Origin of the sequence: Sinorhizobium kostiense, assembly GCF_017874595.1 — a bacterium.
In the GTDB taxonomy this organism is placed as follows: Bacteria; Pseudomonadota; Alphaproteobacteria; order Rhizobiales; family Rhizobiaceae; genus Sinorhizobium; species Sinorhizobium kostiense.
Genome location: NZ_JAGILA010000001.1, coordinates 1,021,483 through 1,047,460, shown reverse-complemented (window position 1 = coordinate 1,047,460; position 25,978 = coordinate 1,021,483). Strand labels below are relative to the sequence as shown.

Below are 25,978 nucleotides of genomic sequence, written 5' to 3'. Positions count from 1 at the left end.
TTGACAAACTTTCCGGAAAGATCAATAATTGACCGATGGGACAATAACCTGACCGCTGGGATAAAAGGGGAATACGATGAATCGATCTTTGAAAGCCGGGGCTGCGGCGCTTATCCTCCTTGCCATGGCCGCCCCTGTGTCTGCGGCGGAGCAGGAAAGCTGCAAAGCCGTGCGCATGGCTGAGCCGGGGTGGAATGATCTCGCCTTTACGACCGGGGTCGCGGTGACCTTGCTGAAGGCGCTGGGTTACGAGGCCAAAAGCCAGCTTCTCGGCATCGACGTCATCTACACGAGCCTCAAGAGCAAGGACCTCGATGTCTTTCTCGGCTACTGGGACCCCGCGATGGTCGCCTACTACAAGCCGTACAAGGAGGATGGCTCGGTCGAGACGGTTCGCACAAATCTCGAGGGTGCCAAATACACCTTCGCCGTTCCCACTTACGTCTGGGACGCCGGCGTCAGGGATTTTTCCGACCTGCAGAAGTTCGCCGATAAGTTCGAACGGAAGCTCTACGGCATCGAGCCGGGTTCCAACCAGTTGATGCTCGACGCAATCAATGATCCAGCCCTCGGCCTCGAAGAATGGGAAGTGGTGGAGTCGAGCGAGCAGGGCATGCTCTCGGAAGTGGTCCGCCGGACACGCGACAAATCGTTCATCGTTTTCCAGGGTTGGGCACCGCACCCGATGAACACCGTCTTCGACATGAAGTATCTGACGGGCGGCGACAAGTTCTATGGCCCGAACTTCGGCGCGGCAACGGTCTCCACCCAGGTGCGCAAGGGCTACGGGCAGGAGTGCCCCAACGTCGCGAAGCTATTGAACAACCTCGTCTTCGATGTCGGCTACGAGAACCGCGGCATGGCCTACATCATGAACGATGGAATGGAGGCGGAAGAGGCCGCTCTGAAGTCGATAAAGGACGAGCCACAGCGGCTGGAAACCTGGCTGGTCGGAGTGTCGACTTTCGACGGCCAAGCGGGCCTTGCCGCGGTAAAGGCGGCGCTCGGCCTGTGATTTGCAGCGCCGAGGACGATTGGCATCGCCGCAAGCAGCGCGTCGAATTGCCAGGGGGGAGGCCGATCGCTTTCGTCGACAGCGGTGGAAGCGGCCCGGCGCTTCTGCTGCTGCACGGCTTTTCTGACACCAGTCGCAGCTATTGCGCGCTTGAGCCCATTCTTTCCGGCTATCGCCTGATCATTCCCGATCTTCCCGGACACGGTCACTCCGCTATGGGCGACGGGGTGCGGGTCAGCGATTTTGCCGCAAGCGTTGAGCAGTTTCTGGCGTTTCTCGGTATTTCGCAGATTGCTGTCATCGGACATTCCATGGGCGCAATGACGGCGATCGAGATTGCCGCTCGTCGACGCGATGACGTGAGCGCGCTGGTGCTCCTGTCTGCAAGCCTGACGCCCAATTTTGGCAGCAGCAGCCCACTCACGCGCGAAATCCGCGCACTCCGCGATCCGATAGACCCTGACGGGCAATTTCTCCGTGAGTGGTATTCCTGCAGTCGGCCGGTCGAGCCCGGTTTTCTTTCGAAGATGAAAAGGGACGCAGCCGCCATGCCGGCGGCCGTTTGGCACGGCATCCTGGAGGGCTTCGCCGAGACCGATCTCCGGCAGACCGCGATGCGGGTGACCGCGCCGGTGCTCTGTATCGGTGGATCGGCTGATCCGCTCTTTGGCGGCTCGCATCGCGAAGCTCTTGCACAGGCATTCCCCTCAGTGCAATCCATCACGCTCGAGGGATATGGACATAATCCGCATTGGGAAGATCCACAGAGAGTTTCAGCGCTTATCGTCTCGTTCTTGCGGAGGCAAGAATAGCCTTCCCGCGGACCATCAGTGCTCCGGCACAAAGCGCAACGGTCGACGCGTAGGTTTCGTCTGACGGCTGCAGAGCGAATTCTTTGCCCTTCGGCATGTGAAGCCCCATGTCTGCACCGGGTCGGACCGCGCCATTTCGGCTCCGCCAACATGCAGCAGAATTTCACCACTAGAGGGGTGAAGAACTCTAGGCCTTCAGCGGCTTCTCGTGCTTGCCGGGCGTGGCGACCTTTGCGCCTTCGTGCCTCAGTATCGCCGCCAGGATCTCGGCAGCTGTGAGCGCCGCGATCACCGCCGGGCGCTTGTCTTTCACGGTAGCGCCGCCGATGGGGCAGACGAGCCGGTCGAATAACTCCGGATGCTCCGCCTCGCGAGAAAGCCAGTGCTTGAAGGTGGCCCGTTTCGTCTTCGAGCCGATCATGCCGACGTAAGAGGCGTCGACGCGGGCGAGCGCCTCCGCAGCGATCAGGAAATCGAGCGCGTGATCATGGGTGAGAACGACGAAGCCGCTGCCCGCCGGCGCGTCGCGGACGACGGCCTCGGGCATCGCGGTGAGGCAGGTTTCGATTCCCGGCACGTCGACTGCCGCAAGCTCGGGTTCGCGCGTATCGACCAGCACCGTCCGGACTGGCGTAAGCGACAGAGCCATGGCCAGCGCATCGCCGACATGGCCGGCGCCGAAGATGTAGACATGCGGCCGGCCGGCTATTTCGCCGTCATAGCGCGCGATCAGTGCCGTGCGCCTGTCGTCGTCCACCGGCCTGAAGGAGAGTGCCACGCGCCCGCCGCAGCATTGGCCGATCTCAGGCCCCAGCGGGATTTCCAGTCGAGTTTCCGCAGTCGCTTCCTGAATGAGCTGCCGCGCATGATCGATCGCCAGATATTCCAGCTGCCCCCCGCCGATCGTGGCGAAGATGCGATCCCTTGAGACGAGCATCCAGGCATCCGTGTCGCGCGGCGTCGAGCCGGCCGCTCCCGCCACTTCGACGAGGATGCAGGCAGCCTCTCGGGCCAGGAAATCCCGGATGTCCTCTCTGGGCGCCATGTCCCTTACTTATCTCCGTCGGCGCGCGATGCAGCAGCGCGCATGCGCTCGATCGCCATCAGCACCCGTTCCGGCGTCGCCGGCGCGTCGATGCGCGGCGGAATACGATAACCCGCGACGCTCGCCGCTGCCATGGAAATAGCTTCGAGCACTGAAATGCCCAGCATGAAGGGCGGTTCGCCGACCGCCTTCGATCGGCGGATCGTCTCCTCGCGGTTGACCGACCAATCCGCCAGACGCACGTTGAAAACACGCGGCCGGTCGGAGGCGAGCGGAATCTTGTAGGTGGAGGGCGCATGGGTGCGCAGCCGCCCCTTGGCATCCCACCAGAGTTCTTCGGTCGTGAGCCAGCCCATGCCCTGGATGAAGGCGCCCTCCACCTGACCGAGATCGAGAGCCGGATTGAGAGACCGGCCGACGTCATGGATGATATCGGTGCGTTCGACCCGGTATTCGCCGGTCAGCGTATCGACGCTGACCTCGGAGCACGAGGCGCCATAGGCGTAGTAGTAGAACGGTCTCCCCCGCCCCTCAGCGCGATCCCAATGGATTTTCGGCGTCTTGTAGAAGCCCGCCGCCGAGAGCTGGATCCGCACCGCGTAGGCGGATTTGATAAGCTCGGCGAAGGGGAGACGCTCGGCACCGATCCGCACCGTGTTCGGCTCGAAGGCGACGTCCGCTTCGCTGACGCCGTAGCGTTCGGCCGCGAACTGTATGAGGCGCCCCTTGATCTGCTGGGCCGCGTTCGCCGCAGCCATGCCGTTGAGGTCAGAACCGGAGGAAGCGGCTGTTGCCGAGGTGTTCGGCACCTTGCCGGTCGAGGTCGCCGTTACCTTGATCCGATCAATATCGACCTGGAACTCGTCGGCGACGACCTGCGCGACCTTGGTGTAAAGCCCCTGCCCCATCTCCGTGCCGCCATGGTTCAACTGAATCGAGCCATCGGTATAGACATGGACGAGCGCGCCGGCCTGGTTGTATTCCGTCTTGGTGAATGAAATGCCGAACTTCACCGGAGTCAAAGCAATGCCGCGCTTGATTACTTGGCTCCCACGGTTGAAAGCGAGCACCGCCTGCCGCCGCGCCGCATAGTCCGACGAGGCTTCGAGCTCCTCGATGATCCGGCCGATGATGTTGTCTTCCACCGTCTGGTGGTAGGGCGTCAGGTTGCGCCCTTCGCCGCCGTAGAAATTGAGCTTGCGGATGTCGAGCGGATCCTTGCCGAGCGCATAGGCGATGTCCTCGATCATCCGCTCGCCGCCGACCATGCCTTGGGGTCCGCCAAAACCGCGAAACGCGGTGTTCGAGACCGTATTGGTCTTCAGCGGACGCGAGCGCAGCCGCGCGTTCGGATAGAAATAGCAATTATCGGCATGGAAGAGCGCACGATCGGTCACTGGTCCGGAGAGATCGGCCGAGAAGCCGCAGCGCGCGGCGAAAACGGCGTCCACCGCTTCGATCCGGCCGTCGTCGTCGAAGCCGATCTTATAGCCCACGTGGAAATCATGGCGCTTGCCGGTCGCGATCATGTCGTCGTCGCGGTCGGGGCGCAGCTTGACCGCACGGCGGTATTTCCTTGCGGCGAGCGCTGCCACGGCGGCGAAGAGGTTCGCCTGCGTCTCCTTGCCGCCGAAGGCACCGCCCATGCGGCGGACGTTCACCGTCACGGCGTTCGACGCCACGCCGAGCACCTGGGCTACCATGTGCTGCGTCTCGCTCGGATGCTGGGTCGAGGCAAAGACAGTCACCTCATCGTCCTCGCCGGGCAAGGCGAAGGAGATATGGCCCTCGAGATAGAAATGATCCTGCCCGCCGATCCGCATCTCGCCCTCGACGACATGCTTTGCCTTCGTAAAGCCAGCCTCGATGTCGCCGCGCTCCAGCTTCAAAGGATCGACCACCAGCGGATAGTTCGCGGCCTCAGCTTCAAGGACATCGGTGACATGCGGCAGGTCGCGATATTCGACCTTCGCCTTTGCCGCGGCGCGGCGGGCGGCGTCGCGCGTGGTCGCGATCACGGCAAAGATCGGCTGGCCGTGGAATTCCACCTTGCCGGTCGCAAAGACCGGGTCGTCATGCTTGTGCGCCGGGCTGACATCGTTCTCGCCGGGAATGTCATCGGCGGTCAAAATGCCGACGACGCCGGGGCTGGCGCTTACCGCGCCGAAATCGATCGACAGGATTTCCGCATGCGCGCGCTCCGAAAGTCCGAGGTAGCCGTGCAACGTACCGGCGGGCTCGGGAATATCGTCGATATATTCGGCCGTCCCTGTGACGTGCTTGTGGCCGGATTCGTGCCGCTCCCTCTCATGAACGCCGCCGCGGATATGATCGATGGGCTGCATCACATTCATGTGCCTCAAGCCTCCTGAACGGCTACCGCGACGCCGCGGTCGATGCGGACATTGCTCGCCCCCTGGGTTTCCAGATAGAAGCGCCGCAACAGGTTCTTGGCGACGAGCATCCGGTAGTCGGCCGAAGCGCGCCAATCGGTGAGCGGCCTGAAATCCCGCTCGAAGGCCGAAATGGCTGTCTCGATTGCGGTGTCGCTCCAGGCGGCACCCTTGAGCGCCGCCTCCACAGTCGCAGCGCGCTTCGGCGTACCGGCCATGCCACCGAAGGCGATCACCGAATCGGCGACCCGGCCGTCGCCGCCGATGGTCACACGAAAAGCGCCGCAGACGGAGGAGATATCCTCGTCGAAACGCTTGGAGATCTTGTAGACGGCGAAGCGGTCTTGCTTGCCGGGGAACGGAACCCGGATGCTCTCGACGAATTCACCGGGCTGCCGGTCCTGTTTGCCGTAGTCGATGAAGAAAGCCTCGAGCGGCAGCGTCCGCCGGCTTCGGCCCTTGCGCAAAGTCACGGTTGCGCCGAGTGCGATCAGTGCCGGCGGCGTATCGCCGATCGGGGAGCCGTTGGCGATATTGCCGCCGACGGTGCCCATATTGCGCACCTGCGCGCCGCCGATCCTGTCCCAGAGTTCGCTGAGTTGCGGGAAGTGGCGGACGGTCTCCGTATAGGCCTCCGTATAGCTGACACCCGCTCCAAGCGTGATGCCGCCCGGGTCGAGGAAAATCCGGCGCAATTCGTCCAGATGGGAGAGATGAACGACCGGCGCGATGTCGCGCATGAACTTCGTTACCCAGAGGCCCACATCCGTGGAGCCGGCAACGATCGTCGCCTTCGGATTGGCCTCGAGCACCTCGGCAAAGTCATCGAGCGAAGCCGGCAGCACGACGCGCTCGCCCTCGTCGCCGATCTCGACGCGCCGGCCATCCCGGAGAGCCGCAAGCTCACGCGCGATCTTCCCGCGCTCCGAAACCAGCGGGTCGTTGCCGACCTCGCCAATCGACGAAATAGCCTCGGCGGCGCGAATGATCGCCGCATAGCCGGTGCAGCGACAGAGATTGCCCTGCAGCGCCTTCTCGATCTCGTGCACGCTCGGCTTCGGGTTTTCCATCCAGAGGCCGTAGAGCGACATCACGAAGCCGGGCGTACAAAAGCCGCATTGGGAAGCGTGCGTATCGACCATCGCCTGCTGCACCGGATGCAGCGGGCCGTTCGGCTGAGCGAGCGCCTCGACGGTGACTACATGACAGCCGTCGAGCGAGGCGACGAAGCGGATGCAGGCATTGACGGACTCGTATTTCAGCCTGCCATCGAGCAGCCGGCCGACGAGCACCGTGCAGGCGCCGCAATCGCCCTCGGCACAACCCTCCTTGGCGCCGCGCAGGTTGCGGTCGATGCGCAGGAAATCAAGCAGGGTCTGGACCGACGAGACGTCAGCAAGCTCGACCAGCCGGTCGTTCAGAAGGAAACGGATCGTGTCGCGGATGTCGGTCATGGGCTTTCAGCTCCCGCGGTAAGTGGAATAGCCGAAAGGCGAAAGCAGGAGCGGCACGTGATAGTGCGCGGTTCGATCGGCGATCCCGAAGCGGATCGGGATAAGGTCAAGGAAGGGACCGGTATCGCGGTCGAGGCCCATATATTCGCCCGCGTGAAAGCGCAGCTCGTAGATCCCGCCTTCCATCGCATCGCCGCTGAGCAGCGGCTGATCGCAGCGGCCGTCGTCATTCGTGCGGATCGAGGCGACATGTTCCCGCCACTCCCCGTCGAGGCGATAGAGGTCGATGCGCATGTTCGCGGCCGGCTTGCCGCTTGCCGTATCCAGCACATGGGTCGTCAGGCGCCCGGCATCTCCGCACTGAGTCTGCATGCGTCTCGCTCCTCCAATTCGATCCCGATACCGAAGTATCCGGAGAAGAGGCAGCTTGTGTAGCGCGCTCGAGCTTCGAGACTTTCAAATTTTTCGAGGGGAATTGGCGCCGATGTTTATCGCTACGAATCTTCCGGAAAAAAACAGGAGGATTTGCTTTTGATGAGATATCCCCGCGATCTCCACGGCGACGGACCCAATCGGAAGATTGTCTGGCCGGGCGAGGCACGCATCGCCCTGCAATTCGTCGTCAACTACGAGGAAGGTGGCGAAAACTCAGTACTGCACGGCGACGCCGCATCCGAAGCCTTTCTGTCGGAAATTGTCGGCGCGGAGCCCTGGCCCGGCAAGCGCCACTGGAACATGGAATCGATCTACGAATACGGCGCGCGCGCCGGCTTCTGGCGTCTGCATCGGCTCCTTACCGGGGCCCGCGTGCCGGTGACCGTCTACGGCGTCGCGACGGCCTTGAAACGCTCGCCCGCGCAGGTCGCGGCCATGCAGGACGCCGGCTGGGAGATCGCCTCACATGGACTGAAATGGATCGAGCACAGGGATTTCACTGTTGAAGAGGAGCGCGCTGAAATCTCCGAGGCAATCCGGATGCACACGCTTGTCACCGGCGAGCGGCCGCGCGGCTGGTATACGGGCCGCTGCTCGGAAAACACGCTCGACCTGATCAAGGAAATCGGCGGCTTCGACTATGTCTCCGACAGCTACGCCGACGACCTGCCCTACTGGCACGAGCATGCCGGCCGGCACCAGCTCGTCGTTCCTTATACGCTCGATGCCAACGACATGCGCTTTGCGACAGCCCAGGGTTTCAACTGCGGCGACCAGTTCTTCAGTTACCTGAAGGACAGTTTCGACATGCTCTATGCCGAAGGTACGGCCGGTTCCCCGAAGATGATGAGCATCGGCCTTCATTGCCGCCTCGCCGGGCGGCCGGGGCGTGCGGCTGCACTTGCGCGCTTCATCGACTACGTCAAGACCCATGAAAAGGTCTGGCTCGCGCGCCGCATCGACATCGCCCGCTACTGGGCCGAGGCCTATCCATTCCGCCCGCGCGAGGACCGCCCCTCGCGGCTCTCCGAAAAAGACTTCGTCGCCCGGTTCGGCGGTGTGTTCGAACATTCGGACTGGATCGCGAGGCGCGCTTTCGCCGGCGAATTGTCGCCCGCCCATGACACGCCGACCGGCCTGCATGCGGCGCTGACGGTGGTCTTCCGCGCGGCGAGCGAGCCGGAACGTCTGGCGGTTCTCACCGCCCATCCCGATCTCGCCGGCAAGCTAGCCGAAGCGAAGCGTCTGACCGAGAGTTCGACCGAAGAACAGGCCTCAGCCGGGCTTACCGCGCTGACGGATGGCGAGCGCGAGCGCTTCAACACTCTTAACTGCGCCTATGTCGAGAAATTCGGCTTTCCCTTCATCATGGCGGTTAAGGGCCGCAGCAAGGACGAAATCCTCGCCGCCTTCGAAAGCCGGATCGAAAATGATCGCCACGCGGAGTTCGAAACCGCCTGCCGGCAGGTGGAGCGGATCGCGTTGCTGCGGCTCAGGGATATGCTGCCGGGCTGAGGCTAAGGCGAGCAGTCACTCGGGTTTTTGAAGCTGATGACAAGACCGGACCCGCCACGCGGGTCCGGTCTTTTCGCTCATGAGAGCGTTGGAGCTCCTCGTGATTTCACTCGCCGAAGAAGGCGAAGCGGACGATGAAGAGCGCTGCAACGATCTGTGTCGCCGGGTGAATGACGGTCCAGCGGCCGGTGCAGAGCTTCAGGATCACATAGCTCACGAAGCCGAAGGCGAGGCCGTTGGCGATCGAGTAGGTGAAGGGCATTGCGAGCGCCGTCAGCGCCGCCGGCGCTGCCTCGGTCAGGTCGTCCCACTCGATTTCGGTGAGTTCACGCATCATCAGCCCGGCAACGTAAAGCAGCGCCGGCGCGGTCGCGTAGGACGGGACGGCGGCGGCGAGCGGCGAGACGAAGAGGGCTGCGAGGAAGAGTACCGAAATGGTGAGCGCCGTCAGCCCTGTGCGGCCGCCCGCCTGCACGCCGGAAGCGCTTTCGACATAGGCGGTGGTGCTGCTCGTGCCGATCATCGAACCCGCGATGATCGCCGTGCTATCGGCAAGCAATGCGCGCCCCAGCCGGTTCGGCTTGCCCTCCTCCACAAGCTTCGCCCGCTTGGCGACGCCGATCAGTGTGCCGGTCGCGTCGAAAACTTCGACGAGCACGAAGACGAGGATGACGTGGACGAGACCGCCATGCAGCGCGCCCATGAGGTCGAGCTGGAAGAAGGTCGGCGCGATGCTCGGCGGTGCGGAAACGACGCCCTTGAATTCGGAAACCCCGAGGACCATCGACAGGACCGTTACCACCAGAATACCAATCAGGATGGAGCCTCGGACCTTGAGCGCATCGAGCACGGCGATGACGAAGAAGCCGAGGATCGCGAGCAGCGGCCCGGTCTGGCTGAGATCCCCGAGGCCGACCAGCGTCGCCGGATTGTCGACGACGATGCCGGCATTCTTAAGCGCGATGATGCCGAGGAAGAGACCGATGCCGGCCGCAATGGCGCTGCGCAGCGAATGCGGAATGCCGGCGATCAGCCAGCTCCGGATGCCCGTCACGGTCAAGAGCAGGAAGATGATGCCAGAGATGAACACCGCGCCGAGCGCCTGCTGCCAGGTGAAGCCGAGCGCCGCCACCACGGTGAAGGCAAAAAAGGCGTTGAGCCCCATGCCGGGAGCCATGCCGATCGGCCAGTTGGCGACGAGTGCCATTACCGCGGAACCGAGTGCGGCGGCAAGACAGGTTGCGACGAAGACCGCATCGCGGTCCATGCCGGTGGTCGACAGGATATCCGGGTTGACGAAGATGATGTACGACATCGTCAGAAATGTCGTGAGACCCGCCACCACCTCCGTGCGGATCGTCGTGCCATGCTCTTTCAGTTTGAAAAGTCGCTCGAACATTGTTCCTCCCTTGGATCACGACGATGATGGACGTGATCGATCCTCACGAGCCGGACGCGGAATACTTAAGTCCGGTCACCTCGCCTCGACCCGCTTTGGCAGGCGCACCGCCGCGAGACGCGGGCCGGCAGCCGCTCCTCCGGCTCCGACCATTGCTGTTTCTGACCGGTAATCATCGCTAGCGGTCACGGCGGCGCTCTGGCCGCGGCGCGTGAGCACTCTCGCCTCTCATGCGCAGCCCGATGATTGTGCTTCGTCGCGCGGGCGACCGCTAGCCGCCTATTTCCCAGCGGGGAACGAAACACTTTCAAATTTTCCGACCCATTTCGAAAACGTGAACCGCGATCCGCAGTGCCGAATGGGCGGGGTGTTGAATGAAATTTCGCGAGAACTATCTGGGGCTTACGCCATGCTTTCCGCTCTTTGCGGAAAGCGACTGCGTCAATTTTTGGCGAACGTCGTCGGGTTGATCGAGCAGCGCCGTCACGACCGCTCTGAGGTCGCGCCTCAATCCATAGAGCTGATCCAGCAGTTCCAGGATGATCGGCACGGCGTCGTCGTTGACGTTCATGTCGCGCCTGAGTTCACAAACCAGGCGAATGCGAGCGAGGTCGACTTCATCGAAGAGGGGACCGGTTTCGCTCTGCGAAGGCACGATCCAGCCGCGCTGCACCCATTGGCGCAACTGCCTGAGCGTGAGCACTCGGAAGACTTCGACGACTTCCCTTTCGCGCAGCTTCATGAGGCCCTCCGTAGCGTTTCGCGCGGATCATAAGCATGCGCCCGTCGCCAGCCTTCCATGAAGCGTTCGAGGTCAGGATCGATCTTCTCCGGCAGAACGACATTCAGCACGATCCGCTGATCGCCGGCCGGGCCGTGTTGAGGCTTGACGCCCTTGCCCCTGAGGCGAAGCACCTTGCCGGTGTTCGAACCTTTCGGCACGCTCATCGCTACCCGCCCTGAAATCGTCGGCACTTCGATCTTGGCGCCGAGCACCGCTTCGTAGAGCGTGATCGGCAGGTCGATTTCGATGTCATTGCCTTCGCGACGGAAGACCGGATGAGACCGCACGCTGACCTGGATCAAGGCGTCACCGCGCGCTCCGCCGCCAGACCCGGGCGCACCCTTCCCTTTGAGCCGCAGCGTACTGCCGTCGCGCGTACCGGCAGGGATCGTCAGGTCGAGCGTATTTCCGTCGGGAAAGGTAATGCGGCGCCGAGCACCATTGACGGCGTCGAGGAACTCGACCTCCAACTGATAGTGAAGGTCCTGGCCACGCGCCTGAAAACCTCCCCCGCCTCTTCCCCGGCCGAAGAGATCGGAGAAGATGTCCGACAGGTCCTCGAATTCGCCAGCTCCGGCCGAGGACGTATAGCGGCGTGCCTCGTCCGCATCGGCATAGTGCCGGTAGAAGTGCTGCTGCGGTCGTTCCGCCCCGGAGGCATCGATCTCGCCGCGATCGAAGCGGGCCCGCTGTTCCGGGTTATTCAGCAGCTGATAGGCTGCCGAAAGTGCCTTGAACTGCGTTTCAACCTCCTTGTCGCCCGGATGCAAATCGGGATGCAATTGCTTCGCGCGCTTGCGGTAGGCCTTGCGGATCTCATCCTGTGTGGCCGTGCGTGAAACGCCGAGAACCTGATATGGGTCGTCACTCACCGATGCCCTCCATCGATTTCGTCCGTGGGTCACGTCTGCGGTTCCGCCAGCTTCCCCCCTGCCAGGTCAGAGCAGCAAGCTGCCGCGCGTAAAGCGGGACGATGACCAAGTGTCAGAAGCGGACCTCACTCTATGGACATGGTGTCACGCTGTGGCGATTTCAAAAAGCGCTGATCAGTGCCGGCACAGTCGCAGCATTCGCTTGCAGATAAATTCGCCAAATCCTATTTACTTAATCAGAAAATATCGGATTCGATCTTCCCCCCGCGGCGTTTCGCGCGCGCAGATAGAAACCACTCGAGCTCCAGAATGCTGACGAAAAAGGGTAAGTACGGGTTGAAGGCGCTGGTTGATCTGGCACGCCTTAATCCCGGCGAAACCGCTTTCGTGACGGAAATCGCAGCCCGCAACAATATTCCGAAGAAGTTTCTCGACGCGATCCTTCTCGAGCTCCGCAATGTCGGCATCCTGCGCTCGAAGAAGGGGCCGAACGGCGGCTATTCGCTGTCGAAGCCGGCCTCCGAGATCATGATCGGCCAGGCGATCCGTACGCTCGACGGACCACTTGCGCCCATCCGTTGCGCGAGCCGAACCGCCTTTGAGGCATGCGACGACTGCAGCGATCCGGCCGGCTGCCAGGTTCGACTGTCGATGACCGAGGTCCGCGACGCAATCGCAACGATCCTCGACAATATGACGCTGGCGCAGTTCGTCGCCATGCAGGGTGCGCGTGCCGAGAACGACGCCGAAGCCTCGATCGCTGGCGAGTAAGCCGGCTGCGCTTGCGCTCCCGACATCCGCCGGCCAAGAGCGGCATTGATCCGCTGGCCGCCGCTGATCGCGCGGAATTAACTTTTCGTCTCGGCGGTTGCGGCCGGCTCGGTCGTCAGCTTGAAGTCAGCCATCTCCTTCGCGGTGAGGTAATAGAGCCGGTCCGGCGGCGTCTCGAGAGCATTGATCCAGAGCCCGGCCCCAATCCCCATCGCATCGAGGTGGCGGGCGACCCGGGCGGTGATCGATTGCGCGGCCGACATGGCCTGTTCTGCCGTCGGCCGGTTTCCGCTGCCGGCGAAAACCTGATGCACGCCGACGATGGCATCCTCTTCCGCGATGCGCCCCACGCCGCCGGCGAGGACGATCGGGCATGAGGAGGCGCAGAGCGCTCTCGACGCCACTTTCGTATCGAGCTTTCTTTCGCGGATCAGTTTCGACATGGCGAGCGCGTCCTCCACCGATCCGCCGGGGGAATTGAGCGCCACCGTCTTCACATATTCGCCGCGCGCTTCGATCTCCTCGGAAAAACGCACCCCCGTCCCCTGGTCTATGGTTCCTTCGGCGAGCAACATGCCGCCCGATCTGAGCTCGAATCGCATCGGCTGCCGCAGCACTTCATCGGAACTCGCGGGTTCTACCGGCGGAGCCTTGGGCACACCCTCGGTCAGTGCCGGAGGCAGCACGGGCTGATCCTGATGTATCGGGCCGAGGCCCGGCAGCGCGGCGTTCAGCGCCACGATATCGCGCATATCGATCCACAGGAAAACCGCCGTCGCCGAAAGCAGCGAGAAGAACGCGCCGCGCATCAGCACACCGTCATCGAGCCGCGCCAGCGCCTTGACTGCCTCATCGATCCTCATGCGACCGATCCTTTGTACGTGCCCTCGGGTCCAGACTGGTGATGTTGTTCGGCTCTTCGGTTTTACCCTCCGCGTAGGTGGCAATCTCGCCCGGGTTCATTCCATTCGCCGTTACCGCCCGCTGCACTTCCAGCGCTTTCAGCAGTTCGGACGCCGTGATGCGTTCGGCAAAGGGCATCTTCTCCTCTTGTTTGCGGATTGCGCTATGTACAGCTGCGAGGATGAAGACCAATACTCCCGGCAGCAGATCGATCGAAATGGCGCCGGCCCAAGCAGGTATGAAATCGGTCGCGTAGCGCAACACGGCTTCGGCAGAGGACAGCGGGACGAAACGTCGCTCCGAGACAGGAGGACGGGAAAGGATTTCGTCGGCCGCTTCCGAAAGGACCTTAGACTGCGCGGCCACGGAGGACCGAACGGTCTCCATCACCTTGTCCTGACGGTTGACGAGATCGGCATCGCCACCATCTGCGACCGGCGCGATGAAGCCGAGGGACAGGTCGTCCGCGGCACGGCGGATCGAGGGGGCGATCGAGGTTTGCCCCAAGGAAGTGATCACGCCCGTGAGCGCCACCACCTCCGAGGAGAACTGGTCGGCGCGCGGTGCGACCGCACCCGGCGCCGACACCAGGGTTCGCATGGCCTCAAGCCGCGTCTGTCCTTCGTTGAACAGCTTCGTGACCTGTTCGCGGGAGGCGCTGATGCCGTTCTCGAGCTCTTTCATCTGCGCCGACATCTGGGACAGGAGCTGGACCACGCTTCCAGAGCCTTGCGTGCCTGTCAGCGCTCCCGACTGCCGCTCCGAAGCGGCAAGCTGGGCGAAGCGCTCGGATGCGCGCTGGATGTCCGGCAGCAGGCTTTGCGCCGCAAGCGCGTTCTGGTGCGCCTGGTCCAGGTCGGCGGTGTAATCCTCTACCGTTTCCGCAAGGTGCTGTTCGAGCGCGGCCGAACCTGCCAGCGCCGCCGCATTGAGCCAGCTCGACATGGCGATGATCATGGCCGCGCCCAAAGCCATCACGCCTAGCATGGCGGCCCGGCCCGTATGGGTGGTCACGTGCGGATAGAAGCGGGCCATATAGGACCAGAACGCGTAGATGGCGACGGAAACCGAGGCCGAATAGATGATCGCCGCGAAAAAGACCGCGGTCGGCGAGCCGTCGAGGAGGCTGCGTACGCCGAGATAGGTGTAAACGCCTGAGGCGAGCGCCAGCACTGCAAGCGCAAAACGCGTCATGGTCTCGACGGCCGCGACGCCCTCGTGCAAACGTTGGGATGCTCCGAGCGTCATGAGCAAGATCTCCGCAAAGGAATGTATTCCTTAACAAAGAATGAAGAAGCGGGCGGAATAAAGGCCGCCCGCGACGCCAAAAGGACGTAGGACGTAGGAGGGTGGTGTGCACATCAAGCGGTGAGGCCGGGAACATCGGGTGCCCCTCGCAGAAAACCGCAAGTCACGACCTGCCGCACCGCTGGCTCTCGCCGCCGCTAGTCTCGCCGTCGCTCGGAATCTCCGCCATGCGCTTGCGGATAAACGCCCTCTCCGGCTCCTGGCGACACAGATCGAGGGCCGCCTGATAGGCGAGTCGCGCTTCGGCGAAACGCCTCAACCGGCGCAAGAAATCGGCCCGAGCCGCGTGGGCAAGATGATAATTCCTGAGTTCGCCCCTCGACAGAAGCGCTTCAACGATCTCGAGGCCCGCCGCCGGTCCCTTGGACATGGCAACGGCAACGGAGCGGTTGAGTTCGACGATCGGAGAAGGCCAGGCACGCAGAACCAGATCATAACATTCGACGATGCGACGCCAGTTGGTTTCTTCCGCGGTTCGCGCCCGCGCATGTTCCGCGGCGATTGCCGCCTGCAAGGTGTAGTAGCCGACCGTTTTGCTGCGGAATGCCGTCTCGATGAGGGTGAAGCCCTCCTTTATCATCGATTGGTTCCAGAGAGAGCGGTCCTGATCGGCAAGCAGAACGATCTCGCCGGACAGCCCCCGTCTGGCTGTCCGACGCGACTCCTGCAACAGCATGAGTGCAAGCAATCCTGAAATCTCGGCATCGGGAAGAAGCGCCAGGAGCGTTCGGCAGAGGCGAATGGCCTCAGCGGTCAAATCAGCTCTGATGAATTCTACACCGGAGGAGGCCGAGTAGCCCTCGTTGAACACCAGGTAGATGACGTGCAGGACGCGCTGAAGCCGGTCAGGCAGTTCGGACTCGTCCGGCACTTCGTAGGGGATTGCGGCCGAACGGATGCGGCTCTTCGCGCGAACGATCCGTTGCGCGACCGTGGGTGCGGGGACCAAGAAAGCATGCGCAATTTCCTCCGTAGTCAGGCCGCACACTTCCCTCAGCGCCAGGGCGATCTGTGCGTCCGCCGGAATCAGCGGATGACAGCAGGTGAAGATCAGGCGGAGCATATCGTCTTCGATAACATCCACGGTGCTCGCCTCCGCTTCGGCAGCCGGATAGAGACTGTCCTCAACATCCTTCGCCCGCACGTCGAAGCGCGAGCGTCTCCTCATATGATCGATGGCCCGGAACCGCCCCGTCGAGACCAGCCAGGCAGACGGGTTCGACGGGGCTCCGTCCCTTGGCCAGGTCCGCGCCGCCTCCACGAAGGCATCATGCAGCGCCTCCTCCGCCCGATCGAAATCGCCAAGCAGGCGGATTAGCGTTGCAAGCACTTTTCGCGATTGCGAACGGTAGATCTCGTCGATCAGCTTTTGCAAGCTGTCACCTCGTCTGCAAAAAGTTCAGTCTTCCTCGCTGATCGAGTAAGCCGGCCGCACTTCGAGTGCGGCAAACCTTGCGAGCGGCGAACGGCTGGCGATGCGGAGGGCTTCGTCCATATTCTCCGCCTTGAAGAGTATGATGCCGCCAAGGACTTCCTTGATCTCGGCGAAAGGCCCGTCGGTGATCGAGAATTTACCGTCGCTCACGCGCACCGTCCTTGCGGTCGCCGGCGCACGCAGCGCTTGCGCGAGGATCAGTTGGCCGCTCGCAGCGAGGCCATCGTCGTAGACCCTGCAGTCCTCTGTAAGCTTTTGCTGCTCTTCTGCGGAAAGATCGTCAATCGCCGAATTCTCGAACCAGATCTGGCAAAGGTAATTCATCGCTCCCTCCTCACGACCCGTTGCCGAAATCATAGATCGGCCGCACCTCTATGCTGCCGAGCCTGGCGAGCGGGATGCCCGCGGCGATGCGGATCGCCTCGTTCAGATCCTTCGCCTCGACGAGGATGAAGCCGGCGATCTGCTCCTTGCTCTCGGCGAACGGGCCATCGGTCACCGAGACCTCGGCCTGGCGCACACGAACGACGACCGAATTTGCCGGTGGCTGCAGCGCTTCGGCCGCGATCATATGACCGCGCCTTTCGAGGTCCTGATCATATTCCAAGGAATTCCTGTCGAGTTGTTCCTGCTCGTCCTTGGACAAGGATTCGAAAGTCCCCTCTTTGCACCAAACCAGACATAGATATTTCATGACGTCTCCTCCTGTGGTCGACAGCCCTTGACGAGCAGACTAGGCAGGTTTCGACAGAGCCCGAAGATTTTTTTCCAAGCCGCATGTCGAAATTCGGTGGCCGCAATCGTCCAACCGTCAATCCATCGGGAGGACGGCCATGACTATCCTTGACGTCGCAATTGCAATTCAGCTCCACATGGGGGCCAAGCGGGCGAGTGAGATCGGAGCCAAGGAGAGTTGGCGGCTCATTCTGCGGCTATGCGCATTCGCGCCGGCCCTGGCTGCAATCGTCGGCCTGCTTGAATTCGCCGGAATGGAAGGCCGTACCATCGTCGCGACGCTCCGAGCGCCGTGACTGCAGTTGCGGAAAGCCGCGATCGTTCGGGCGACAATGTTTTTTCCGGCGCATGTCGATTTTCGGTCCGCTCCTCCGTCTTACAGAAGTATCGCCTGCGCTGGCACGGCGGCAGATCGGCCAAGAGGTATTTCCATGTCGCACGCTCAAACCGAGGTTCAAAATCCGTATAGATGGGTAATCGTCGCCGCCGGCGGCCTATTGGGCTGCGTCGCGATCGGCGCCATGTTTTCGCTACCCGTATTCCTGTTGCCCATATCGCGAGACACCGGATGGTCCGTGACGGGAGTGTCGAGCGCGATGACCATCGGGTTCGTCGCACTGGCGTTGGCCAGCATGGTCTGGGGGACTTTGTCGGACCGGATCGGCCCCCGCCGTGTCGTCCTTGGTGGGTCCGTGCTGTTAGCTGTCGCGCTTGCCCTCGCAAGCCGGGCGACCACGGTCATCGAATTTCAGCTCGTCTTCGGCCTCGCGGTCGGCGCCGCGACCGCTGCGATTTTCGCACCGATGATGGCCTGCGTGACTGGCTGGTTCGAGACGCATCGCAGCCTTGCCGTATCCCTCGTTTCCGCCGGCATGGGCATGGCGCCGATGACCATGTCCCCTTTCGCCGCGTGGCTCGTCACCATTTACGACTGGAGAACCTCCCTGCTCCTGATCGCCGCCGTCGCCGCGGTATTGATGATCCCGGTTTCCTTGTTGGTCCGACGCCCGCCTGCGCTTGAGGGCAACGGTGGAGGTCCATTGTCCGGAGAGCCACAGGATGCCATGTCGATGGGACAGGCGCTCAGATCACCCCAGTTCGTAATCCTGCTTCTGACTAACTTTTTCTGCTGCGCCACCCATTCCGGTCCGATCTTCCACACGGTGAGTTACGCGATCACCTGCGGCATACCGATGATCGCCGCGGTTTCGATCTACAGTGTGGAAGGCTTGGCCGGCATGGGTGGGCGCGTCGCCTTCGGTCTCCTCGGTGATCGTCTTGGCGCCAAACGTACGCTGGTCGGCGGCTTGCTCCTGCAGGCTTTCGCCGTGCTCGCCTATGTCTTTGTGAGCCAGCTTGGCGGGTTCTATGCCGTCGCTGCACTGACCGGCTTCGTCTATGCCGGCGTCATGCCGCTCTACGCCGTTCTCGCGCGGGAGAATTTTCCGTTGCGGATGATGGGCACAGTCATTGGCGGAACCGCGATGGCCGGCAGCCTGGGAATGGCCATAGGTCCTTTGGTCGGAGGACTGATCTACGATACGCTCGACAGCTACCGCTGGCTCTACATCGGCGCCTGGGGCATCGGCATCGGGGCGTTCCTGATCGCTACCACATTCAGGCCCTTCCCCACGCAGGAAGCAGTGCCGGTCGCGGCACCGCCTCTCAGACCGGTGTAGGACGAAGACACTCGACAATTAAAAGTGCTGCAGCGCGCGAATGAAATTGCCCGGGCCTCACTCTCAAAGCTAAGCTTTGCGGCCCGGCTTCTTGCCTTCGAGGCTCTGCTTCAGAGCCGCCATAAGGTCGATGACGTTTCCAGTGTTGGCCGGCTCGCCCTCTTTCGGCCTGGCGGCCTTCACGGGTTTCGTCGCCTTTCGCTTCTTCTCGATAAGCTCGAGCAGCTTCTCCTGCACCGGGTCGCGCACCATGTCGGGTTTCCACGGTTTTCGCTGTCGCTCTATGAGCTTCGCGATGAGCGGCAACAGTTCGGAGTCCGTCTTTTCCTCGATGTCTTCGAAGTAGTCCTCTTCCTTGCGAACCTCGTCGCCGTACCGAAGCGTCCACAGGACGATGCCCTTGCGGCACGGCTCGAGCATCACGGCCCGCTCTCTGCGTCCGATCACCAGCCGCGATATACCGACGACTTTTTCCGCCGCCATGGCGTCCCGGATGACGCTGAACGCCTCATATCCGACCTCGTCCGACGGCGTGAGATAATGGGGCTTCTCGAGCCAGACCCATTCTATGCTGTCGCGCGGGACAAATCTTTCGATGTCGATCGTCCTGGCGCTCTCGAGCGCGACGTTCTGCAACTCCTCGTCCTCGATCACGAGGAAGTCGTTTTCGCCGCGCTCGTAGCCCTTCGCCTCGGCTTCTTCTTCCACGTCCTCACCGGTGACGGCATCGACATATTTGGCGACCAACCGGTGATTGGTTTTTCGGTTCAATGTATGGAAGCGGACTTTCTCTGACTCGCTGGTCGCCGGCATCATCGAAACCGGGCAGGTCACGAGCGAAAGCTTCAGGTAGCCTTTCCAATATCGACGTGGGGGTGCCACAGTTCACCTCGTTTTAGCTTGCCCGGCGTTGTGGCGAGGACGCTCGCTTCGCCCCCGCCTTGGTCTTTGCCTTTCCCGCGGTCGAGCGCGCCGTCTTCGTCCTGCTTGCGCCGGTCTTGCCAGCGCGCCGCTTCGGCTCGGGCGCTGCCGGCACGCCGGCGCTCTGGCGCAGTGCCTCGAGCAGCTCGTTCGGTGTGGAGACCTTGGGCGGTGCGCGTTTTGGCAGGGTCTTGCCTTCGAGCTTGGCCTTGATCAACTCGGCCAGCGCAGCCTCGTAACGGTCGTCGAACTCGTCGGCCGAGAACGTGCCCCTCTTCATGCCGATGATATGCTTGGCAAGGTCGAGCATTTCGCCTTCGATCTTGATTTCGGGAATATCCTTGAAGGCCTCCTCCGCGCTTCGGACCTCGTAATCGAAGTTCAGCGTCGTGGCGATCAGGCCATTGCCATGCGGGCGCAACAGGACGGTACGCATCCGCCGGAAAAGCACCGTTTGCGCAATCCCCGCGACGTTTGCCTTGCGCATGCCGTCCCTCAACAAGGTATAAGCATCCATACCGAGCCGGTCCGGCGTCAGATAATAGGGCCTGTCGAAATAGACCTTGTCGATGTCGTCACAGGTGATGAAGGCCTGGACACGCAACGTCTTATCGCTCTCCGGCACCGCCGACGCCACCTCTTCCGGCGCCAGAACCACGTACCGGTCCTTGTCGATCTCGAAGCCCTTGACCTGATCCTCCTTCTCCACCGTCTTGCCGGTCACGCTGTCGACGAACTGGCGCCGCACCCGGTTTCCCGTCTCCCGATTGACGGTGTGGAAGGAAATGCGTTCCGACGTGGAAGTGGCCGTATAGAGCGCTACCGGCACGGTGACTTCCCCGAGCCGGACATAGCCTTTCCACTGGGCTCGCGCCGCCACTGCCATGGATCGCTCCTGACGCATCTCAAGACTGCGTGAGTCAACCTAATCACCTCCTCTTTGTTCCGCGCCAAAAGCAACTCTTTTCAAGGCTCTTGCCAGCTGCGTTTATCCATAACGTGCAGTTGCGATCAGCAAGAGAGACTGACGCCGGTTGGTTGTTAGGCTGCGCGAGAGCGGAAAAAGCGGCGGAGGTTCAGAAGAAATGACAGGACGGTCCATAGGGCACCGAAGCACCAGGCGATGGCCATCAAGATTGCAGCGACAATCTGGGACAAGAGGTCACCAATCCAGATCGCTCCCTTTCCAAACAGGCGTATGACGCCGGCTGTCCGGTTTCCCATCCCTTTCGCAAGAGACTCGTAACGGCGGAGTTCGGCGGGACTGTCAGCCCGTTCGATCGTCTTGAACACCGACCGTAGACCGGCACTGTTGTGGATATTGCTTATGCTAGAGGATGCGGCACGAAGTTCGTTGATTGCCTCGAGCCTCAGCACACCGTGGAACTGCCTGCGGATCGCGGAGGCGTCTATCGGCCAGGCTTCCTTCAATGCACCGTCGAGCTTCGAGAAATCAAGTCTCCTGGCGTCGTCGATCGTCAGCTGCGAGAGCGTTTTTGTCAGACGCGGCAGGCCTGAGAAGGAAATCTCTGGTGGCGGTGTCGACGCCAGGCCCCGCTTCAGTGCACCGACGTCAATGGCTTCTCCCGCCGTGCGAACGAGGCGGGTTGCCAGCTTGCTGCTCAGCTTGCGCGCCTTGTTCGCGTTCTTCAGGACAGATGCCCCGGCATCGAACGCGCCAGTGCCGGGGGCGAGCATCGCAATTCCGAACAACGACGCTCCGAGGGTGAAACGGTCGTACTCGTTACCCGCGAGAAGCTTGCTGCCCTCCCTATACGTGTCGCGGACGTCACCGAATACAAGATAATCGGCGGCGACAGCGCCGAGGATGCTCGGTATCGAGTTGACTTCGCCGTAGATGAAACCTTGTGCGAACCCAGTCGAATTCCGCCATACCGCATCAGCCATGGGTTCAACTGTCGAGGCAATGACGTCGGGCGGGATTTGATGGCCGAGCTCGCGTCCCAGCCTTACCAAGTCCTCGGCGTCAGAAAACTCGTCCGCGGCAACGGCTTCCCGGATTTCGTTGACAAGTGCTTCCGTTGAGAGGCGCTGCAGCCGGTATCGTGTGATCGCTTCGGGCTTCTGGTCGAATACCAAGAGGAGCACGCCAGCAAATGGTGATGCGCAGAACCCGATCAGCGCTCCAGCAAGCGCCGCGGTCGAAACTGCCAGACGGACAGCAGAAGAAAAGCGGCCAAGCCACCGCACCCTCAGCACCATTCCAGTGAGATAGCTGAACTCCGATTGCTTGTCATGACGTTTTTGCTCTCGTCCGCGTGTCCATGCTACTGCTGCCGTTGCGACAGGCGACGAAGCTCGCGTGTTTGCTTCCGGCGCTCCAGGGAACGGGCATTCCGACGGGAAACTCTCAGTTCGGCAAGCGTCGGCTGCCACCATCCTCTCCGACGGTCGGCCATCGCCGGCTCATGCCGGGCAGGCCAAGTCTCAACGAGCTCAGCCAGCGTCGGCGCGCGCCAAATTCCCCACACAAAGTCCATTCTGGCGTCGCGCATCTGAGGATAGAAATCCGTTATGGGATGCGGCTCGACTACTTCCCCCGGTATATCGGTGAAGACGACGATTCCGTACTGATTTGTAGCCACGGCCAGTCCGAGCGGCGGCAGATCATCGGCGGGCAAGGGATAACGGCGGCGCCGCCGCTCGGCCGCGCGCCGGTGCAACGTCTTCTGCTCCGGCGAGTTCTTCTTTTGCTCGCGATGGCGTCTCCTTTCTTCCGGCTCGCTTCGCCGTGCCGCCGCTTCGATCGTCGGCCAACGCCGCCGCAATTCCTCATAGGACCGGAACGGCACGCGCCAAACCCGTGCCTCCTCGTCCCAGTGCGCCCAGGGAATTGCATGCAGCTGCTCGAGCACGGTTTTCGAATAGGGCGTTCGGACACGCAGGTCGTCAGCGACCTCGAGGTATGGGCTCGCGATCGGGTCGAACGCGTAGGCATCGCGGCCTTTGAGGTCACCATGCACGTCCTGACGCTCGGCTTCGCGCGCCAACCATCTGTCTACCCGTCGTGCAGCCGTCTTCCCCGGAACGAACCAGCTGCGCCTCTCATCATTCCACCTGGCGCGCGGGAAGGCATTCATGAACCGCTCGACCGTCATGCGATCATAGGGAAATGCCACGAACGAACCGGGCCGCTCCTCCTCTCCGCGTGCTCCGCGCTTCAATTCCTCCATGAGGCGGCCCATCAACAAAATAGCTTTGCTGACAAACGCTCATGCAACACACATGGTTCGTTCCGGCAGATTCAGCCGTGGCGTTCAGCCGGCGCTCACCCAGCCCAGGAAGAGGCTCGGCGAAAGCAAACTCCAAATGATTACGAACGGTTCAGAATGGCTTCCGATGCCTTTTCCGCGATCATGATCACCGGTGAGTTCGTGTTGCCGGAGACAATCGTCGGCATGATCGAGGCGTCGACGATGCGCAATCTGTCGATCCCGTGCACGCGCAACTTCGGGTCGACGACGGCCCTAGGGTCATTGCCCATCTTGCAGGTTCCGACCGGGTGAAAAATGGTCGTAGCGATGTCGCCGGCGCGGCGGATCAGATCCTCGTCGCTCTCGTACTGCGGACCGGGAAGCACTTCCTGTGGCAGGAAGCGCGAAATCGCCTTGGTCCGCATCAGGCTGCGGGCGTGGCGAATGGATTTCGCAGCAAGCAACCGGTCGCCGTGCGTCGAAAGGTAGTTTGGGCGGATTTCCGGCGGCAGCGCGGCAGCGCCTGTCGTCACATGCACGGTGCCGCGGCTTTCGGGCCGGAGATTGCAGACGGAGACGGTGACGGCGGGATAGCGGTGCAACGGCTCCCCCAGCCGGTCGGTGCTCAGCGGCTGGACATGGTATTCGAGGTCGGCGGTCGCGACCGCCGGATCGCTCTTGGCGAATATCCCGAGTTGGCTCGGCGCCATGGAGAGCGGACCGGATCGGCTGATGGCATATTGCAGACCCATGCCGGTGCGGCTGAAGAGATTGTGATAGAGCTGGTTCAGTGTTCGCGCACCTTCGATCTTGAAGACGGTGCGGATCTGCAGGTGGTCCTGAAGGTTCTCGCCAACGCCTTGAAGGTCGTGATGGACGGCTATGCCGAGCGCGGATAGCAGATCCGGTCGGCCGATGCCCGACAGCTCCAGGATTTTTGGCGAATTGATAGCCCCAGCCGACAACACCACCTCACGTGATGCCCGAGCCACGCAGAGGCGGCCACCAAGGCGGAACCGCACCCCGGTGACCACCTTGCCGTCAAATTCCAGCCGTTCGGTCTCGGCCCCGGTCAGGACGCGCAAGTTCTTGCGCTTCATTGCCGGCCGCAGGAAGGCTTTTGTCGTGTTCCAGCGCACGCCGCCGCGCTGGTTGACTTCGAAGTAACCCGAACCCTCGTTGTCGCCATCGTTGAAGTCGTCGGTCTTCGGTATCCCGAGCTCTTCCGCCGCATCGCGGAATGCGTCGAGAATCGGCCAGGAGAGTCGCTGGCGCTCGACCCGCCACTCGCCGCCTGCCCCGTGCACGGCGGACTTGCCGCGGTAATTGTCCTCCGACTTCAGGAAATAGGGCAGCACGTCGTCCCAGCCCCAGCCGGTATTGCCCGCCTGGCGCCAGCCATCGTAGTCGGCCGCCTGGCCGCGCATATAGATCATGCCGTTGATCGACGAGCAGCCGCCGAGCACCTTTCCGCGCGGGTAGTTCAACGCGCGGCCGTTGAGACCGGCCTCCGCAGCTGTCTTCATCATCCAGTCGGTGCGCGGATTGCCCATGCAGTAGAGATAGCCGATCGGCACATGGATCCAGTGATAGCGGTCGCTGCCGCCTGCTTCGAGCAGCAACACTCGGTTTCCGGGATTGGTCGAGAGCCTGTTTGCGAGGACACAGCCGGCCGAGCCGGCGCCGACGATGATGAAATCATAGATGCCTTCATCCACCGGTACTTCGGTGTCATGCATGGTCACGCTGCAACTCCCGTCTCCCGGTCTTTGGGTGCCGAAAGCCGCCGCCAAAGCGGCGTCATGGCCTCTGCCAGGTCCTTGTAGAGTGCATAACGCCGATCATAGTGAGCGGCGAGTCCCCCGTTCGGCCTGTATTCGCGGTCGACACGCACCATGGCCGCCGCACCCTCGGTGAAGTCGGCGAAGAGACCGACGCCCGTCCCTGCCGCGATCGCAGCACCCAGCGCGCCCGTTTCCCGCGAGAGGGCGACGGAAACAGGAACGCCGAGCACATCGGCAAAGATCTGAGGCCAGAGCTGGCTGCGTGATCCGCCACCTGAAAGCACCGCTTCCGCAAACGCGGCACCCGCCTCCCGCAGCGCCTCGATATGCTGGCGGTGGCCGAATGCGACGCCCTCCAGAAGGGCGCGGATCAGATGCCCCTTGCGATGCCAGCCGGCGATTCCGTAAAAGCCGGCCCGGGCATGGCCATCCTGCTGGGCGCCGTAGAGATAGGGATGGTACAGCGGATCGTCCGCCGCGGGCTCGAGCGCCGCAGCGAGCGCGCAGCAGGCATCGAACGGCGATACACCCGGCGCATGCTCTCCCTCGAAGAACTCCCGCACAAGCCATTCAAGATTTGCCGCCGAGGTGGCGCTGTTTTCCATTGCCATGTAGCGGGTGCGGTCGAAGGTCGAAGACATGAAGACGGGGCCGTGGAGATCGGGACCGTCGATGATGACCTGGTTGATGCTCCAGGTGCCGGCGATGATCGAAGCGCTGCCGGTGCGCGAAACGCCGGAACCAAGGGCGGAAGCGACGACGTCGAAGAGCCCCCCGACCACCGGCGTGCCCGCGGCAAGCCCCGTTTCCTTCGCCACCGCCTCCGTCACTGTGCCGGCAATGTCGTCGCTTTCGACAAGCGGCGGCAACAGGTCCATGCAATCGGCGAGCCCGTAGGCCTCCATCAGGGCCTTGTCGTAGCGGCGCGCCGCGACATCGAGCAGGCCGGCGCCCGACATGTCCGAGACCTCGCTGACGCGGTTTCCCGTCAGGCGGTTGACGACGAAATCCTTGGAGAAGAACAGGGTGCCGATGCGGTTGAAGACGTCCGGGCGATTGCGTTTGAGCCAGGCGAGCAATGTCGGAGTTTGCGAAGGCCATGGGCGTTGGCGGGCGATCGGATAGGTCCTGTCGCCCACGCCTTCCGTCGCCCATTGCTCGACGAGGCTCGTCGCACGTGTGTCGAGCGACTGGATGCCGAGGAGCGGGTCACTGTCGCGATCGAGCGCATAAAGCCCGTTACCATGGCCGGCACAGCCGATCGCGGCGATTTGGGTCCCCGCGATGCCCGCTCTGTCCAGGCAGGTGCGGATGACGCGCTTGGCATTGGCCCAGAGTTCGCCGAGGTCGCGCTCGACATGGCCGGGGCATGGCATGCGGCTGTGGCCCTCCTCCCCCGCATGCGCGAGCTCCCGCCCCGTCCGGTCGAAGATCACCGCCTTGACGACCGTGTTGCCGGTGTCGATCCCCAAAAGATAGTCTGCCATTCGGAACCCCTCCCAA

The 25,978-nt window shown here is 62.4% G+C and carries 24 protein-coding genes; 6 read left to right on the top strand and 18 right to left on the bottom strand.

The window, feature by feature from the left end; genetic code table 11:
- Positions 1–76 precede the first annotated feature (76 nt).
- The gene (gene choX / locus J2Z31_RS04715; RefSeq protein WP_209600704.1) at positions 77–1,015 is read left to right on the top strand and encodes a choline ABC transporter substrate-binding protein; all 939 of its coding nucleotides are present in this window, start codon (positions 77–79) and stop codon (positions 1,013–1,015) included.
- The gene (locus tag J2Z31_RS04710) at positions 1,012–1,827 is read left to right on the top strand and encodes an alpha/beta fold hydrolase (protein ID WP_328243180.1); all 816 of its coding nucleotides are present in this window, start codon (positions 1,012–1,014) and stop codon (positions 1,825–1,827) included. The genes choX and J2Z31_RS04710 overlap by 4 nt, the downstream gene beginning before the upstream one ends.
- Positions 1,828–2,014: 187 nt before the next feature.
- Here J2Z31_RS04710 and xdhC read toward each other — a convergent pair whose 3' ends face one another.
- From xdhC to uraH, 4 genes are read right to left on the bottom strand one after another with little or no spacing between them, the layout of a single operon-like run.
- Complete coding sequence (gene xdhC, locus J2Z31_RS04705) at positions 2,015–2,872, bottom strand: xanthine dehydrogenase accessory protein XdhC (protein WP_209600703.1); 858 nt, start codon at positions 2,870–2,872, stop codon at positions 2,015–2,017.
- 5 nt (positions 2,873–2,877) lie between these two features.
- The gene (gene xdhB, locus J2Z31_RS04700) at positions 2,878–5,226 is read right to left on the bottom strand and encodes a xanthine dehydrogenase molybdopterin binding subunit (RefSeq protein ID WP_209600702.1); all 2,349 of its coding nucleotides are present in this window, start codon (positions 5,224–5,226) and stop codon (positions 2,878–2,880) included.
- Positions 5,227–5,231: 5 nt separating this feature from the next.
- Positions 5,232–6,719: a xanthine dehydrogenase small subunit gene (xdhA, locus tag J2Z31_RS04695; protein ID WP_209600701.1), complete on the bottom strand. Its 1,488-nt coding sequence runs from the start codon at positions 6,717–6,719 to the stop codon at positions 5,232–5,234.
- Between the two features lie 6 nt (positions 6,720–6,725).
- The gene (uraH, locus tag J2Z31_RS04690) at positions 6,726–7,091 is read right to left on the bottom strand and encodes a hydroxyisourate hydrolase (RefSeq protein WP_209600700.1); all 366 of its coding nucleotides are present in this window, start codon (positions 7,089–7,091) and stop codon (positions 6,726–6,728) included.
- A 162-nt stretch (positions 7,092–7,253) separates the two neighbouring features.
- Here uraH and puuE point away from each other — a divergent pair, with 162 nt between their 5' ends.
- Positions 7,254–8,669 carry an allantoinase PuuE gene (gene puuE, locus J2Z31_RS04685; protein ID WP_209600699.1) on the top strand — a complete coding sequence of 472 codons (1,416 nt, stop codon included), beginning with the start codon at positions 7,254–7,256 and terminating at the stop codon, positions 8,667–8,669.
- A 106-nt stretch (positions 8,670–8,775) separates the two neighbouring features.
- On the opposite strand, the gene J2Z31_RS04680 is transcribed toward puuE, so the two are convergent.
- The 3 genes from J2Z31_RS04680 to J2Z31_RS04670 all read right to left on the bottom strand — a co-directional run bounded on the left by J2Z31_RS04680 (position 8,776) and on the right by J2Z31_RS04670 (position 11,724).
- Complete coding sequence (locus tag J2Z31_RS04680) at positions 8,776–10,068, bottom strand: NCS2 family permease (protein WP_209600698.1); 1,293 nt, start codon at positions 10,066–10,068, stop codon at positions 8,776–8,778.
- A gap of 391 nt (positions 10,069–10,459) precedes the next feature.
- A complete protein-coding gene (locus tag J2Z31_RS04675; protein WP_209600697.1) occupies positions 10,460–10,810 on the bottom strand; it encodes a chaperone modulator CbpM in 351 nt (116 codons plus the stop codon).
- The gene (locus tag J2Z31_RS04670) at positions 10,807–11,724 is read right to left on the bottom strand and encodes a DnaJ C-terminal domain-containing protein (protein WP_209600696.1); all 918 of its coding nucleotides are present in this window, start codon (positions 11,722–11,724) and stop codon (positions 10,807–10,809) included. The genes J2Z31_RS04675 and J2Z31_RS04670 overlap by 4 nt, the downstream gene beginning before the upstream one ends.
- 309 nt (positions 11,725–12,033) lie before the next feature.
- On the opposite strand from J2Z31_RS04670, the gene J2Z31_RS04665 reads away from it, so the two are divergent.
- Positions 12,034–12,495 (top strand): RrF2 family transcriptional regulator, encoded by a 462-nt coding sequence (locus J2Z31_RS04665; protein ID WP_209600695.1) that lies wholly within the window; start codon positions 12,034–12,036, stop codon positions 12,493–12,495.
- Positions 12,496–12,572: 77 nt separating this feature from the next.
- Here the strand turns inward: J2Z31_RS04665 and J2Z31_RS04660 are convergent, their stop codons facing one another.
- From J2Z31_RS04660 to J2Z31_RS04640, 5 genes are all read right to left on the bottom strand, one after another.
- Entirely contained in the window at positions 12,573–13,358 is a 786-nt protein-coding gene (locus tag J2Z31_RS04660; RefSeq protein WP_209600694.1) for a COG3904 family protein, read from the bottom strand.
- The gene (locus J2Z31_RS04655; protein WP_209600693.1) at positions 13,345–14,646 is read right to left on the bottom strand and encodes a hypothetical protein; all 1,302 of its coding nucleotides are present in this window, start codon (positions 14,644–14,646) and stop codon (positions 13,345–13,347) included. The genes J2Z31_RS04660 and J2Z31_RS04655 overlap by 14 nt, the downstream gene beginning before the upstream one ends.
- Positions 14,647–14,809: 163 nt before the next feature.
- Positions 14,810–16,081, bottom strand: coding sequence for an RNA polymerase sigma factor (locus tag J2Z31_RS04650; protein ID WP_209600692.1), 1,272 nt, complete (start codon positions 16,079–16,081; stop codon positions 14,810–14,812).
- Between the two features lie 24 nt (positions 16,082–16,105).
- The gene (locus J2Z31_RS04645) at positions 16,106–16,465 is read right to left on the bottom strand and encodes a YciI family protein (RefSeq protein ID WP_209600691.1); all 360 of its coding nucleotides are present in this window, start codon (positions 16,463–16,465) and stop codon (positions 16,106–16,108) included.
- Between the two features lie 10 nt (positions 16,466–16,475).
- Entirely contained in the window at positions 16,476–16,835 is a 360-nt protein-coding gene (locus tag J2Z31_RS04640) for a YciI family protein (protein WP_209600690.1), read from the bottom strand.
- A gap of 139 nt (positions 16,836–16,974) precedes the next feature.
- Here J2Z31_RS04640 and J2Z31_RS04635 point away from each other — a divergent pair, with 139 nt between their 5' ends.
- Both J2Z31_RS04635 and J2Z31_RS04630 read left to right on the top strand, forming a co-directional pair.
- Positions 16,975–17,172 carry a hypothetical protein gene (locus J2Z31_RS04635; RefSeq protein WP_209600689.1) on the top strand — a complete coding sequence of 66 codons (198 nt, stop codon included), beginning with the start codon at positions 16,975–16,977 and terminating at the stop codon, positions 17,170–17,172.
- Between the two features lie 135 nt (positions 17,173–17,307).
- On the top strand, positions 17,308–18,555 hold the full coding sequence (locus J2Z31_RS04630; RefSeq protein ID WP_209600688.1) for an MFS transporter: 1,248 nt from the start codon (positions 17,308–17,310) through the stop codon (positions 18,553–18,555).
- A gap of 69 nt (positions 18,556–18,624) precedes the next feature.
- Here the strand turns inward: J2Z31_RS04630 and ku (J2Z31_RS04625) are convergent, their stop codons facing one another.
- The 6 genes from ku (J2Z31_RS04625) to J2Z31_RS04600 all read right to left on the bottom strand — a co-directional run bounded on the left by ku (J2Z31_RS04625) (position 18,625) and on the right by J2Z31_RS04600 (position 25,962).
- The gene (gene ku / locus J2Z31_RS04625; protein ID WP_209600687.1) at positions 18,625–19,437 is read right to left on the bottom strand and encodes a non-homologous end joining protein Ku; all 813 of its coding nucleotides are present in this window, start codon (positions 19,435–19,437) and stop codon (positions 18,625–18,627) included.
- Between the two features lie 13 nt (positions 19,438–19,450).
- The gene (ku, locus tag J2Z31_RS04620) at positions 19,451–20,362 is read right to left on the bottom strand and encodes a non-homologous end joining protein Ku (protein ID WP_209600686.1); all 912 of its coding nucleotides are present in this window, start codon (positions 20,360–20,362) and stop codon (positions 19,451–19,453) included.
- A 155-nt stretch (positions 20,363–20,517) separates the two neighbouring features.
- Positions 20,518–21,585 (bottom strand): transcriptional regulator, encoded by a 1,068-nt coding sequence (locus J2Z31_RS04615; protein WP_328243213.1) that lies wholly within the window; start codon positions 21,583–21,585, stop codon positions 20,518–20,520.
- A 179-nt stretch (positions 21,586–21,764) separates the two neighbouring features.
- Entirely contained in the window at positions 21,765–22,670 is a 906-nt protein-coding gene (locus tag J2Z31_RS04610) for a hypothetical protein (RefSeq protein WP_209600684.1), read from the bottom strand.
- A 140-nt stretch (positions 22,671–22,810) separates the two neighbouring features.
- Complete coding sequence (locus J2Z31_RS04605) at positions 22,811–24,430, bottom strand: GMC family oxidoreductase (RefSeq protein ID WP_209601066.1); 1,620 nt, start codon at positions 24,428–24,430, stop codon at positions 22,811–22,813.
- A 2-nt stretch (positions 24,431–24,432) separates the two neighbouring features.
- A complete protein-coding gene (locus J2Z31_RS04600; RefSeq protein ID WP_209600683.1) occupies positions 24,433–25,962 on the bottom strand; it encodes an FGGY-family carbohydrate kinase in 1,530 nt (509 codons plus the stop codon).
- Positions 25,963–25,978 lie beyond the last annotated feature (16 nt).